General features: G+C 72.3%; 11 protein-coding genes. 6 read left to right on the top strand and 5 right to left on the bottom strand.

Features of this window, described 5'->3' with window-relative positions; genetic code table 11:
* Positions 1 to 143 precede the first annotated feature (143 nt).
* From ACZ44S_RS13735 to eccE, 4 genes are all read right to left on the bottom strand, one after another.
* Positions 144 to 2000 (bottom strand): ABC transporter substrate-binding protein, encoded by a 1857-nt coding sequence (locus ACZ44S_RS13735; RefSeq protein ID WP_466928180.1) that lies wholly within the window; start codon positions 1998 to 2000, stop codon positions 144 to 146.
* Between the two features lie 256 nt (positions 2001 to 2256).
* Positions 2257 to 5568 (bottom strand): SCO5717 family growth-regulating ATPase, encoded by a 3312-nt coding sequence (locus ACZ44S_RS13730; protein WP_466928178.1) that lies wholly within the window; start codon positions 5566 to 5568, stop codon positions 2257 to 2259.
* 382 nt (positions 5569 to 5950) lie between these two features.
* Positions 5951 to 6748: a hypothetical protein gene (locus ACZ44S_RS13725; RefSeq protein WP_466928175.1), complete on the bottom strand. Its 798-nt coding sequence runs from the start codon at positions 6746 to 6748 to the stop codon at positions 5951 to 5953.
* Positions 6745 to 8073, bottom strand: coding sequence for a type VII secretion protein EccE (eccE, locus tag ACZ44S_RS13720; RefSeq protein WP_466928172.1), 1329 nt, complete (start codon positions 8071 to 8073; stop codon positions 6745 to 6747). Before eccE ends, ACZ44S_RS13725 begins: the two co-directional genes overlap by 4 nt.
* Before the next feature lie 179 nt (positions 8074 to 8252).
* On the opposite strand from eccE, the gene eccB reads away from it, so the two are divergent.
* Both eccB and mycP read left to right on the top strand, forming a co-directional pair.
* Positions 8253 to 9779, top strand: coding sequence for a type VII secretion protein EccB (gene eccB / locus ACZ44S_RS13715; protein WP_466928170.1), 1527 nt, complete (start codon positions 8253 to 8255; stop codon positions 9777 to 9779).
* Positions 9780 to 9856: 77 nt separating this feature from the next.
* Positions 9857 to 11098 carry a type VII secretion-associated serine protease mycosin gene (gene mycP, locus ACZ44S_RS13710; protein WP_466928167.1) on the top strand — a complete coding sequence of 414 codons (1242 nt, stop codon included), beginning with the start codon at positions 9857 to 9859 and terminating at the stop codon, positions 11096 to 11098.
* Positions 11099 to 11151: 53 nt separating this feature from the next.
* Here mycP and ACZ44S_RS13705 read toward each other — a convergent pair whose 3' ends face one another.
* The gene (locus ACZ44S_RS13705) at positions 11152 to 11463 is read right to left on the bottom strand and encodes a DUF397 domain-containing protein (protein ID WP_466928164.1); all 312 of its coding nucleotides are present in this window, start codon (positions 11461 to 11463) and stop codon (positions 11152 to 11154) included.
* 314 nt (positions 11464 to 11777) lie between these two features.
* On the opposite strand from ACZ44S_RS13705, the gene ACZ44S_RS13700 reads away from it, so the two are divergent.
* The 4 genes from ACZ44S_RS13700 to ACZ44S_RS13685 all read left to right on the top strand — a co-directional run bounded on the left by ACZ44S_RS13700 (position 11778) and on the right by ACZ44S_RS13685 (position 13581).
* Positions 11778 to 12110, top strand: a complete 333-nt coding sequence (locus ACZ44S_RS13700) for a WXG100 family type VII secretion target (protein WP_190165458.1) — start codon at positions 11778 to 11780, stop codon at positions 12108 to 12110.
* 31 nt (positions 12111 to 12141) lie between these two features.
* Entirely contained in the window at positions 12142 to 12453 is a 312-nt protein-coding gene (locus ACZ44S_RS13695) for a WXG100 family type VII secretion target (protein ID WP_190165457.1), read from the top strand.
* Positions 12454 to 12589: 136 nt separating this feature from the next.
* The gene (locus ACZ44S_RS13690) at positions 12590 to 13087 is read left to right on the top strand and encodes an SseB family protein (protein ID WP_466928161.1); all 498 of its coding nucleotides are present in this window, start codon (positions 12590 to 12592) and stop codon (positions 13085 to 13087) included.
* Positions 13084 to 13581, top strand: coding sequence for a hypothetical protein (locus tag ACZ44S_RS13685; RefSeq protein WP_466928159.1), 498 nt, complete (start codon positions 13084 to 13086; stop codon positions 13579 to 13581). Before ACZ44S_RS13690 ends, ACZ44S_RS13685 begins: the two co-directional genes overlap by 4 nt.
* The last annotated feature ends 10 nt before the right edge of the window (positions 13582 to 13591 follow it).

The raw sequence follows: 13591 nt of genomic DNA, 5'->3' as shown, positions 1-13591 counted from the left end.
GGAAAGGGAGGGGAGCCCACCCCCACCCCCCCCTCCCCCGCGGTCCCCGCTTGGCCCCCCCCCCCCCCCCCCCCCCCCCGCCCCCGTGCTCCCGCCGACGGATGCCGATGTCGCGTCAGAGGTCATGAGTTGCCGTCCGCCGCCTACTCGCGGTCATCGGCCGTGGCCCGTCGCCGCATCGCGACGAACACCCCCAGCCCCACGAGGACGACGGCACCCGCGACGATCCCGACGACCACGCCCGTCGACGACGAGCCGTTGCCCGAGTCACCGGAGTCCGCCGGCACCGCCGACCACCAGCTCCAGTAGCCGTCCTGTCCGTAGATGTTGCCCGCCTTCGCCGGCATGGTGGTGATCGACTCGATGTGGTCCGTGCGGTACGCCTCGACCGCGTTCGGGTAGGCCATGACGTTCATGTACCCGAGGTCGTACAGCCGCGACTCCATCTGCTTGACGATGTCGGCCCGTTCGGCGGCGTCGTACTCCGCGAGCTGCCGGGCGTAGAGCTCGTCGTACTTCTTGTCGCAGATGAAGTTGTCGGTCGCGCCGGTCTCCTCCGGTGTCGCCGGGAGCGCGGCGCAGGTGTGGATGGACAGGACGAAGTCGGGGTCCGGGTTGACCGACCAGCCGTCGAAGGCGAGGTCGTACTCGCCGGCGAGCCAGGGGTCGGTCACGTTGTCCAGGCAGTTGAGCGTGACCCCGATACCGAGGTCGCCCCACCACTCCTCCAGGTACTGGCCGATCGCCTTGTCGTTGGGGTCGGTGGCATGGCACAGCACGCGGTAGTCGATCGGCTTGCCGTCCTTGCCGACCCGCTTGCCGTCCCCGTTCTTCCGGTAGCCGGCCTCGTCGAGCAGCCGGGCCGCCTCCGCCGGGTCGTACGCCAGTTCCTGGTCGGCCGACGGCTCCCAGAAGTACTGCGAGAAGCGCGGCGGGATGTAGCCCGCCCCTTCCACGGCGTGCCCCTGGAACACCTTGTCGATGACGGTCTTCCGGTCCACGGCCATGAACAGCGCGTTGCGCACCCGCTGGTCGAGCAACGAGGGGTGTCCGTCACCCATTTTCTCGCCGTTCTTCGCCTTCGCTCCGGGGTTGGTGGCGAGGGCGTAGAAGCGGCGGCCCGGGGCGTCGTTGACGCGGATGTTCCTGTCGCTCTTCAGCGACTCGGCCTGAGCGGGCGTCAGGGACGGCGACCCGGCGACGAATGACACCTCGCCCTTGCGCAGAGCCGACACCGCCGCGTCCTGGTCCTTGTAGTAACGGAAGACGAGCTCGTCGAACTTCGGCGCGCCGCGCCAGAAGTCCTTGTTCGCCTTCAGCCGCACATGGCTGTCCGCCTTGTACTCGGTGAGAACGAAGGGGCCGTTGCCGACGATGGGGAAGTCCTTGTCGTTGTTGAACTTCGCGTAGTCGTCGACCTTCTCCCACACGTGACGCGGCACGATCGGCACGTCCAGTGCCGTCATCGTGGCCTGCGGCTTCTTCAGCTGGATGACCAGCTCGGTGGGGCTCGGCGCGGTCACCTTCTCGAAGTTGGCGACGAAGCTGCCGTTCGCGGTGGCGGCGCCCGGGTCGGACATCATCGTGTTGAACGTCCAGGCCGCGTCCTCGGCGGTGGCCTGCTCACCGTCCGACCACTTGGAGTCGGAACGGATGGTGTACGTCCAGGTCAGCTTGTCCGGCGACGACTTCCACGCGGTGGCCAGGCCCGGAATGACATGGTTGTCCTCGGGGTCGTAGTTCGTCAGATACTCGTAGGTGAGCCGGTGGATGCTCGTACTCAGGAGCCGCACCGCCAGGAACGGGCTGAGCGAGTCGACGCTCTGCGCCACCGCGACGGTCAGCACCTTGCTGTCGTCGTCGGCCGCACGGGCCTCCTGCGGCGCCGGGTTGAGGGGCGTGGCGAGTCCGGCGCAGAGGGTGAGCGCGGCCACGCCGGCCGCCAGGACGAGCCGGGCGCGGCCCCGGGTGCGGCCGCCGTGCTGATCGTTCGTTTCCATGGTCGCTGACCTCGCGTCATCACTCGCACGGGAAGGACGGGTTGATCAGATGAGTGAGGGACGTGTCTATCAGCGACCACTGCGAGCGTCAACGGCGCATGCACCCCATGTGGCCTGCGCAAACAACGAACTGATGCGTGCTTTTCGCCCATTGGTCGACACCACTGACGCTCTCCTGGTCAGGGCCTGACGACGGGTGCGGGCCCACATGCGGGAGCGGCCCCTCGGAAGGGGCCGCTCGGGCGGACGGATGGCCTTACTGGCCGGGGTGACCGGGCTGGGGCGGATAGGGCCCGTCGGGGGCGGCCTGCGGATAGGCCTGTCCGGGCTGCATGGGCGGCTGGCCCGGCTGGCCGTACGGCTGCCTGGGCTGGGGCTGCTGCGGGTACGGGCCCGGCTGACCCGGCGGCTGGCCCGGTACGTGCTGACCGGGGATCGGCGGCTGGCCGGGGACGTGCTGACCCGGCAGCGGCGGGGCGGCGACCGGCGGCGGGTTGCCGTCGGACGTCCACAGGCCGTGCGACTGCTGGTGCCGGACGAAGTCCTCCGCGACCATCGCCGCGAGGTTGAAGTACGCCTCCCGCACCTTGGGCCGCATCATGTCGAGGTCGACCTCCGCGCCGGCGGCCAGATGCTCGTCGAACGGTACGACGAGCACGCCCCGGCAGCGGGTCTGGAAGTGCGCCACGATGTCGTCGACCTTGATCATCTTCCCGGTCTCGCGCACTCCGGAGATGACGGTGAGGGACCGCGAGACCAGGTCCGCGTACCCGTGCGCCGACAGCCAGTCCAGTGTCGTACTGGCACTGCTCGCACCGTCCACGGACGGCGTGGAGATGATGATGAGCTGGTCGGCGAGGTCCAGCACACCGCGCATGGCGCTGTAGAGCAGGCCCGTACCCGAGTCGGTGAGGATGATCGGGTACTGCTTGCCGAGCACGTCGATCGCGCGCCGGTAGTCCTCGTCGTTGAACGTCGTCGACACGGCCGGGTCCACGTCGTTGGCGATGATCTCCAGACCGGACGACGCCTGCGAGGTGAACCGCCGGATGTCCATGTAGGAGTTGAGGTACGGGATCGCCTGGACCAGGTCACGGATGGTGGCCCCGGTCTCGCGCCGCACCCGTCGGCCGAGCGTGCCGGCGTCCGGGTTGGCGTCGATCGCGAGGATCTTGTCCTGCCGCTCGGTGGCGAGGGTGGAACCGAGCGCGGTGGTGGTGGTCGTCTTGCCGACACCGCCCTTGAGGCTGATCACGGCGATGCGGTAGCAGGACAGCACCGGCGTACGGATCAGCTCCAGCTTCCGCCGGCGCTCGGCCTCCTCCTTCTTGCCGCCCAGCTTGAAGCGCGAACCGCCGGACGCGGGACGGCTGCTCTTCGCCTTCTGCTTCTTGCTGTTGAGCAGCCGGTCGGACGACAGTTCCACGGCCGCCGTGTAACCGAGGGGGGCGGCACCGGGGTTGGTCGGCTGCCGCTGGTCGTGCTGAACGGGCTGCGGCCAGGCGGCTCCGGCGCGCGGATCGACGGGCTGCTGCGGCACCTGGCCGGCGTGCGGGGGCTGCGCCTGCGGTGGCACACCGGGGTGCTGCGGCTGCTGGGCGAAGCCGTGAGCGCCCGGCTGGGCCCCGGGCTGCTGCGCGGGCGGCTGCTGGGCCGGGGGAGCCGGGGACGCCGGGGCGGGCCCGGCGGGCGGGAAGCCGTATCCGGCGGGCGGGGTCTCGGCGGGCGGCTGGGCGGTGGGGGCCGGGCCGGGCTGCGGAAGTCCGTGACCGCCCTGCGGGCCGGGCGCGGGCGGCTGCTGGGGCTCGGGGGCTTGCTGCGGGAAGCCGTATCCGGCCGGGGGAGCAGGCGGTTGGGCGGCGCCCGGTGTGCCCGGCTGCGGGAGGCCGTAGCCGGGCTGCGGGCCGGGCGTGGGCGGAGTTACGGGCTGCTGCGGCTGCGGCGCAGGGGGCTGCTGAGCGTCCGGGCCGGCCGGCGGGAAGCCGTATCCCGCTTGCGGAGCGGACGGCGGAGCGGGCTGCTGCGCGGCAGGGGCCGGCACACCCGGCTGCGGGAAGCCGTAACCGGCCTGCGGGCCGGGCGTGGGCGGCTGCTGGGCCTCGGGGGCCTGCTGCGGGAAGCCGTAGCCGGCCTGCGGCGTGGGCTGGGCAGGAGGGGCGGGCGGCGGGTTCCAGGCGGCGGGTGCGGGCTGCGGCGCCTGCGGCTGGAACGGTGGCTGCTGGGCAGGGGCGGGCGCCTGCGGCGGCTGTGCCGGCCACTCGCTCGCGGGCGCGGGAGCGGCGGGGTAGGCCGGCGGAGCCGGGGGCGCCTGCGGTGCCGGGGGAGTCCAGGCGGGCGGGGTGTCGGCCGGGGCCGCGTCGCGGGGTGTGGCGTCCGCCGGCCCGGCGGGCGGCTCGTCGGCGGGCACGGCGTCGTTCACCGGCTTGGCGTCCTCGGGCGCGGCCACCGCCGGTACGTCCTCGGCGGGCACCGCGTCCTGCGGCTCGGCCACGGGCTCCGCGGACGCCGCGTCGGCCTCCACGTCGGCCACCGGGGGCCCGGCCTCCTCGTCCGCGGCCGGGTCGTCCTCTCGGGTGACGACGACGTCCTCGGGGTCGGCGACTCCGTCGGCTTCGCCCTCGTCGGACGCACCGGGTGCGTCCTCGGCGCCGACCGCGTCCGACGGTTCCGCGCCGTCCTCGGAGGCATCGGCAGGGGTCTCGTCGGTCTCGGCAGGCGTCTCGCCGACTTCGGCAGGGGTCTCGTCGGCTTGGGCATCACTCCCCGCCTCGGCGGGCGCTGCAGCTGCCTGCGCATCGGGCTCGGCCGCTTCCTCGTCCCGGGCCGCTTCCGCGGCCGCATCGGCCTGCGCCTCGCGCTCCGCGATCTCCCGCTTCAAGGCGACGGCGGAGAAGCGGATCGTGGCCCCGCTCTCCAGATCACCGTTGTCGGCCGGTTCCGACGGAGCCGCCGGGGCCGGCTGCTCCGCCTCCGCCTCCGCCTCCGCCTCCGCCTCCGCCTTCGTCTCCGGCGCGGACCACGGCGACGGGAAGCCCTCGGCCGGAACGTGCGGCGCGTCCGGAGCCGGAGCCGGAGCCTGAGCCGTGTCGGCGTCCGAGCGTTCCTCTTCCGCTGCCGCCTCCGGGCGCTGCGGCTCGAACCCGCTGCCCACCGGAAGCCGGGGCACGGCCACCGGCGGCCCGGAAGGCGGCGCGGGCGGCGTGAACGGCGCGGGCGACGAACCCGAGGCCCCCACCGCGTGCGGCGGCGGCGTCAGCCCGGGCAGTGGCGGCACCGGCCCCCCGGCGGGCGGAGCCGCAGAAGGCGAGGAGGGCGACGGAGGCGTGGGGCCGGACGAGGACGAAGCGGAAGGACCGGAGGAATCCGAGGAGCCGGGGGAAGGGGAAGAACCGGAGGAGGAGGACGACGGGCCCGAGTCCGAACTCCCCGAGGCGTTCTGCGTGTACCAGGCCGGCGGCGCGTAGTCGATGGTGAACTCGCCCGTCGTCTCGATGGCGGACTCCGCGTCGGGCTGGTCATCGCCGGGTGTCGCCCAGCCCCCGCGCGTCCCGTCCCGATCGCTGCTCACAGTTCCTCCTGGTTGGTCGTGCACCCTCATGCCACGCTGGGGCGACCGTGTCTGTCGTCCGAAGTGCTTCGCAGTGGTCCGAAGCCGCTCGAGGTCGTGCGGGATCCTCCGGCTGCACCGGTTTCCCCCGCTCTCACCCGGGACGCCGCCGCCCGCTTCACGGGTTCCGGCGTCACGCCCACTCCCAGCCTAATCACCACCCGCCCCACATCGGCAGGCCCGTCCGGCCACCACCCTCGGCCCTCCCGGCCGTGCAACGGAACACGACGGACCGTCAGCCGTCCGACATCCGCTGGCAAACCGGGCAAGGACGACAGCCATGTGGGCGCGAAGTGAACGCGGGATGAGGAAGTCGTGCCGAGTGCGTCGCCCTCCCTCCCGCTCAGTCCATCCTCCGTGGCATGCCCAGCAGCCCGGTCTCGGCATCGGTGGGCACGGTCGTCACGTACTGCCGGTCTCCGTCGGCGCACCACAGCGTCACCCCGTCGGCGAGCGTGGGCAGCGAGTCCACCTCGTCCCGTGACAGGCCCATGGTGCGGCCCAGTTCCGCCGCCTCGTCCGGGGAGACCCGCTGGATGCCCGCCAGCCGGGCCCGCCTGAGCAGCCCCGGAGCGACGGGACTCAGGTACGGCAGCAGCGTCAGCAGCGACTGCCAGGGCCCCGAGACGACCCGTCCCCGGGGCGGCCGCATGCCGCAGTCCCGCACCACCAGCACCGGCGTCCCCGAGGACGCGCCCTGCGGGGGCACACGTCCCACGTCGTACACCGCCAGCCCGTTCTGCCCGCCCCCCATGGCGTGGACCATCTGCAGCCAGGACTGCGGGCGTCCCGTCTCCACCGCGACCCGCGCTCCCGTCGCGGCCGCCCGCAGCGCGAGCACCTGTGCCGTCCACAGGCCGCCGATCAGCACGACGTCGTACGGCGTCGGCCGGTTGAGCCCGAGCACCGCGGGCCGCCCGTCGGCGTCGACACCGGCGATGACGCCGTCGTCGCCGATCGGCAGCGCGAGCGCGTCCACCTGCTCCACCGGGAGCGTGTGCCGCCCGTGCCGTGGTCCGATCAGGCCGAAGCCGCTGAGCAGCCGACTGCCCGGTGTCCGCCGGTTCGCGGACGGGGCGCCCCCGTCGGCGGAGCCGTGCCCGGACGCGCCGTCGGCCGCTCCCGTCGTGGACGTCGTCACCGCGCACCTCCCAGGGGCAGCGTGGCCAGCACGGCGGGAAGCTGCTCCCGGTCGAGGCGCGCGAGACCCGCCCCGGCCTGCCGCGCGGAGTCCTCCAGCGCACGGCGCGCCGCCACCAGTTCGTCGTCACTGCGTCCGGTCACCCGCAGATGCCCGCACAGGGACACCTCCTGTCCCTCCCCGCGCGCCAGCGTGAGACTGAACGTGGTGGCCAGCGCCGGGACGGCGGTGACCCGCGCGACGAACTGGGGCAGCGAGGGGCCGCTGCCGCCACCGGTTCCGGGCCACCGGCGTATCCAGTACGTCGTGTGCCGGCGGTTGTCGCAGCGCCAGCTGCGGCCGGACTCCTCGGTCCGCCGCTCCCGCGTCTCGGACCGCCCCGCCTCCGCCGTCACCAGCGGATTGGCGCACGCCGACGTGGCGAGGGCGGCGATCAGCTCCTCCTCGTCCAGCACGCTCGCCCGGAAACCCGCACCCGTCAGCCGGCTGGCGAGATGACGGGCCGCACGGGCGACGCACTTCTGCGCCCCGGTCAGCCCGCCACCGCGGGCGGCCACGGCCTCGGGGCACAGCTCGGGGTCCAGCTTCAGCGCGATCCACGTGATGCGCACCGCGGGTGCCTCGATCTGCTCCTGCAGTGGCGCGTAGTTGGCGACGGCCACCGACTGCCGGGGCAGGTGCAGCGCGGGAGCGGGCTGGGTGTGCAGCACGATCTGCGCCGACTCCAGCCGAATACCGTCCACCTCCAGGGCGTCCCGCACCAGTCGCAGCGGCAGCGGCTGCCGGCTCCGCTCCGCGCGCAGCGCGGTGAAGTCGGCCTCCACATGCACGACCGCGGTGACGAAGGTGCCGTCCCCGACGATCCCCACCGGACGCCGGTCCCGTACCCCGTGCGCATAGGTCCGCAGGGCGGGGGCGCACTCGAGCACCGGAACCAGCCCCGGCTCGGTCCCCGGCGGCACTTCGAGAGCCGCCGCCCGCTTCCGTCGCGCCCGCAACGCCCGTGCCGTGGCCAGCCATTCGGGCAGGGAGCGCCCACGGCGACGGACGAGCGCGAGCCCCAGCAGCACGACGGCGACGACCGCGGCCGGCACCAGCGCGGCCGGACCGGTCACCCACCCGACGAGCAGGGCCGCTGCGGCGATCTCCAGCAGCACAAGTCGTTGCAACCGGAACGAACCACCTTGTCCCGGACGCGCTCTGAGATGCAGCGGTCCCCGCACGGGCTGGCCGCCCGCCGGAGGCCGTCCCGCGCCTTCAGGCTCGCCCGCCGACGCCCCTCGCGCCCCCGCCGGGCCACGCACCCGCGTCCCCGAAGCCCTCACTCCATCCCCCGCTCTGGTCACAACAGCCCGAGCAACTGCACTGCTGTGGCTCGCAAAGAGCCCGTACCCTACCTGCTCCACGCGCGCCGACGATCACCAGGCATAGTAGGGGGCCGGTCCGACAACGGACGGCCCGGGATGCGCAACCCCGGGGCGGTAACGGGGAGCTGCAGTCACTCATGGCATCACGGCGCGACGAACTCAACGCCTACACGTTCGCGAAGCGGCGCATGCTGGCCGCCTTTCTCCAGCCCTCGCCGTCGGGATCGGAGGAGGGAGCCCCCAAGCCGCTGCGGGCCGTCCTGCCGAGCCTGATCGTCGGCGTGCTGGTGCTGGGCGTCTTCGGGGCCTGGGGCATGTTCAAGCCCACGGCCCCGCCCGGCTGGGACGAACCGGGAACGCGGGTGATCGTCGGCAAGCAGTCGACGACCCGCTACGTCGTCCTGAAGACGGACGGCGCCACCCGGCTGCACCCGGTGCTCAACCTCGCCTCCGCGCGGCTGCTGATGAAGGACGCCGGCTACAAGGTCGTCCAGGTCGACGACAAGATCCTCGACTCCGGCAAGCTGTCGCGCGGACCGATCCTCGGCATCCCCTACGCCCCCGACCGCCTGCCCTCCGCGGACGAGGCCGGCCGGGCCAAGCGCTGGGCGGTCTGCGCGCAGCCCGGCGGCAAGGACGGCAACGGCACCGTGCAGGAAGCCACGTTCGTGCTCGCCGACGGCGACCGGAAGAAGACCGAGGGCGCCGGCCGGCTCTCCGGCGGCGACGTGCTGTACGTGAAGACCCGCACCGGTGAGCGCCACCTGGTCGACGCCCGCGGCACCGCGTACGAGGTCACCGGCGAGGAGAACGACCCGCTGACCATCGCGCTCGTCGGCTCCCGCCGACCCCAGCCGGTCACCAAGGAATGGCTCGCCACCCTCCACGAGGGCGCCCCGATCAGCTTCCCGCGGCTCCCGTCCGGCGTCGGCGATCCGGCGGGCGTCCCGGGACAGTTGTCGGCGGACGAGAACAGGGTCGGCACGGTCCTCAGGACGGAGACCGGCGAGGGAACCCAGTACTTCGTCGTGCTCCCCGGCGAGGTGCGGCCGGTCACCGAGTTCACCGCCTGGCTCCTGATCTCCTCGCCGCAGACGGCCGTACTCAACATGAACGGCAAGGCCCGCACCGTGGGCCTGCAGGACTTCACCGCCGCCTCGGAGCCGTTCGCCGGCCAGCCCGCCGACTGGCCGGACCGGCGGGCCCGCCAGGTCAACTCCGCCGACGGCGGGCGGGACACGGTGTGCAGCGTCCTGCGCGACGTCGGCAAGGACAACTCGACCGTCCTCAGCACCTGGGCGGGCAGCGACTACCCCGTCGAGATCACGGCCGACGGCACCAGCACCTACGTCACCCCCGGAACGGGCCAGCTCTACACCCAGATCCAGGGCACCGCGTCCGACGCCGGTTCCCTCTTCCTCGTGACCGACACCGGACTGCGCTACGCCGTCCAGGCCAACGGGGACAGCGACAGCGAGACCTCGGACATCGGTGCCGACGACACCGGCGAGAAGGAGGACGGCGCCCCCGAACCCAGCGAGGCCCAGGTCAAGCTCGGCTACCAGAACGTTCGGCCGACGAGGATCCCGCTGGCCTGGTCCGAGTTCCTCGCCAAGGGACCGCGCCTCGACACCAACAGCGCACGCCAGCCCCAGGGTTCGTGACCCGGCGGCCCAGGGCGCGGACCCGCGCCCCTCGCACCCCCGGACGACCGACGACGGACAAGAAAGGGACCGCACCGGTGTCGCCGACCAAGGCCGCCCTGCTGGCGACCGCCGTACTCCTGACCGCACTCGGCGGCCGCCCGCCCGCCCCTGCCCCTGATGTGCCGCCACGCCCGCAGGAGCACCTGCGCCTCGACGGCAGCGGCGAGTGCACCTACCCCAGCACACGGCAGTTCAAGGCCCGCCCCTGGTCGCTGCAGCGCGTCCTGCTCGACGAACTCTGGCAGGGCACCGAGAAGGGCAAGGGCGTGCGCGTGGCCGTCATCGACACAGGCGTCGACGACAAGAACCCCCAGCTCACCGCCGCCGTCGACAAGGCGGCCGGACTGGACCTGCTCACCAAGGGCAAGGGCGGCGACCCCACCAACGACGAAGTGGGCCACGGAACCAAGGTCGCCGGCATCATCGCGGCCCGGCCCCGCGAGGGAACCGGATTCGTCGGCCTGGCCCCCAACGCCACCATCATCCCGATCCGCCAGAACGACGCCGACAGCAGCGGTGACTCCGACACCATGGCCCGGGCCATCGACCACGCCGTCGCCCGGGGCGCCGACGTCATCAACATCTCCCAGGACACCACCAAGCCCCTGTCCGCCACCTCCGCCCTGGCCGAAGCGGTCCGCGAGGCGATCGCCCGGAACGTGGTCGTGGTCGCCTCCGCGGGCAACGACGGCCTGGACGGCAAGGTGAAGAACACCTACCCGGCGGCCTTCGACGGCGTACTGGCCGTGGCCTCCTCCGACCGGAACAACGAACGCGCCGCCTTCTCCCAGGCCGGCGACTTCGTGGGAGTGGCCGCGCCCGGAGTCGACATCGTCTCCACGGTCCCCGGCGGCGGCCAGTGCACGGACAGCGGCACCAGCTTCTCGGCCCCCTTCGTCGCCGGGGTGGCCGCCCTGCTCAAGGAGAAGCACCCGGACTGGACCACGGCCCAGATCGTCACCCGGATCGAGCAGACCGCGGAACGCTCGGTCAACGGGCACGACGACTTCGTCGGCTGGGGCGTGGTCGACCCGGTCCGCGCCGTCCAGGAGTCCGACCTCGCCGACCCCCCGTCGTCCCCCACCCCCGACCCCGGGGTGACCAGGGCCCAGGCGCCCGACGTGGCCCCGTTCTCCCTGGCGGAGACCGCGGCGGAACGCGACGAACGGCACGCGGTCTACGTGCTGGGCATCACCGCGGTCCTGGTCACCGTCATCGCCGGTACGGCCGTGGCACTGCGCGACCTGAGCCGCCGTCGACGGGACCGCGGGGCGTGAGGCCCGCCTGAGCCGCCGTCGACGGGCCCGGGAGGCGCGGTGCCCGCCCCCGCTCACTCGGCGGCGGTCGCCTCCCCCGGCGCCGGCTCGAGGTCGAACTCCCCGTCCCGCGCCCCCAGGACGAAGGCACGCCACTCCGCCTCCGTGTAGCGCAGCACCGTCCCCGGGTCCAGCGACGACCGCATCGCCACCGCACCGGCGGGCAGATAGGCGATCTCCACCCGCTCCTCGTGCTCCTCCGTGCCCGGAGCGCAGTGCCACTCGACGCCGGAGATGTCCAGCGCGTACAGCTCGTCCCGCTCGCGCTCCTTGCGCGCCTTGATTTCCTCGGGCGTCTCGCGCTCCCGGTCCGGCAGATCAGCCATGGCGGAACGGTGTCCTTTCCTGACGTACGAACGATCCACGGTCACAGTACTGGGGCACCCCCACGGGGAGTGTCCGCCCGGTGACCGGATCACATGGTTACCGGCGGACAGTACCGGCCCCGAACTGGCCTGTGACCGCTTTGCAGTTGGAACCCCCTCACCAAGTGACTAAAGTGGCTGCGGGTGCCACACGTGTGGTACCGCACGGGGGCGGCGCGACGCTGCGACCACGCGTCGCGCAGGGAGGCAGCGGTTCTTGCCCGCCAGGACACCCTGGACACCCGTCCAGCACTTCATGAGGAGGGCAAGAGGCCATGAGCGTCGACTACAGCGACTCGGACCTGACCGATCTCGCCAACAAGATCCGTGACTTCCACCAGGACGTCAGCAGCAGGGTGACGTCCCTCAACGCCGTCGTGGACATGATCCAGGCAGGCTGGCAGGGCGCCGCGGGCAAGGAGTTCGACACCGTCCAGCGCGGCGTCAACCAGCACCTGAAGAAGATCCAGGACGACCTCGTGGACCTGGAGGACGTCATGCGGATGAGCGTCAAGGGCTTCAGCGCCCACGAGCAGGAGCGCGTCTCGGAGATCCGGAAGGTGGACAACTCCTACCAGGTCACCAGCCGCATCACCGACCTCGCCTGACCGACACCGCCGCCATCCGGGAGAACACACAGTGAGCGTCAACTACGACCGCACCGCCGTCAACTTCGACACCGTCACCCAGGCCGCGCAGGACGTGCGCAAGACGGCCAAGGAGCTGGGCGAGCAGCTCGACACCCTCATGACCAAGGTCAAGGCCGTCGCCGAGACCTGGGAGGGCGAGGCGAAGACCGCCTACACCGAGATCCAGCGCAGCAGCAGCTCGGAGATGGACCAGATGTGCCAGAAGCTGGCCCGCATCGCCCAGCTCCTGGACGAGTCCGTCATCGGCTACAAGGACACCGACCACGGCAACGCGGCCCGCTTCCGCATGCTGATGGGCTGACCCGCACGGCACCGTGCCGACCGAAGAGGAGGCGAACCCGCCCCGGTCCGCCTCCTCTTCGCATGTGCGCTTCGCCACGTCCCGGTGGGCAAAGGCGCGTTGCGCGCCGCCGTTGACGTGTGTGATCTTTGAGCACATGCGTGCGAACGGGGGCGGCGCCGACATGACCACGACCGGCGACGCCGGCCCGGCCGAGGCCGGCCTGGCCGAGACGGTACGAAGAGCCAAGCGCGGTGAGGCGTCCCCGCAGGACGTCTTCGACGCTTTCCTTCAAGCCCGCGTGTACTGCGAACGCCCGGAAGAACCAGGGTTCTTGACGATAACGGCGCCCGAGCCCCCGGCCGGCGACGCACCGCCACGCTCACGCATCCTCGACCTGGCCGCCGCCGAACCCGCCGCCCCTGCGGCGACCCGACTGGTACCGGTGTTCACCTCACTGGAACAGTTCCAGCTCTTCACAGACGGCGGGGCCTGGTTCTCGACGACGGGCGCCGACCTCCTCGACCTGCTGCCACCGGGACTCGACGTCTGGCTCGACCCGGCCGCCGAGCACACGGTGCGCCTCGCCTCGGCCGCCACCGCCACCGAACCCGTGCTGCACATCTCGTACCGACCCCGGGGCAGCGCGGCATGAGCGACACGCAGGCATGGCTCATCCCCAAGGGCGCGGACGGCGGCGAGTTCAAGTGGGAGGTGCAGTTCCTCCAGTCGATCGGGCGGCCGCTGGAGGAGTCCACGTCCGTTGCCCGGAAGATCTCCGAGGAACGAGCGGACCAGCTCTTCGACAACGCCTTCCAGGTCACCGAGGAGAACACCGGAGCCGGTGAAGTCACCGAGGCGGTCAACGACTTCCTCGACAAGTGGTGCCACGGCCTGGGCTGCATCGCCGACGACGCCGACGTGATCGTCACCGCGCTGAGCGCCACGATCAACGACTTCCTGGTCACCGAGACCAAGAACCGGTACAAGGCCCTGATGCTCGAGCGGCAGGAACAGTTCAAGGACGACCACCCCGTCACCACGTTCCTCGAGGAGCATGGACTCGCCGAGAAGGGCGAGGTCCAGGCCCGCCTGGTGCCGGTGGAGCGCGACGGCCAGGACCAAACCCCTGACGGACCCCGGAAGTAGCGGCAGGAGC

Source organism: Streptomyces malachitofuscus, assembly GCF_055571035.1.
This window is presented reverse-complemented; position numbering and strand designations above follow the sequence as displayed.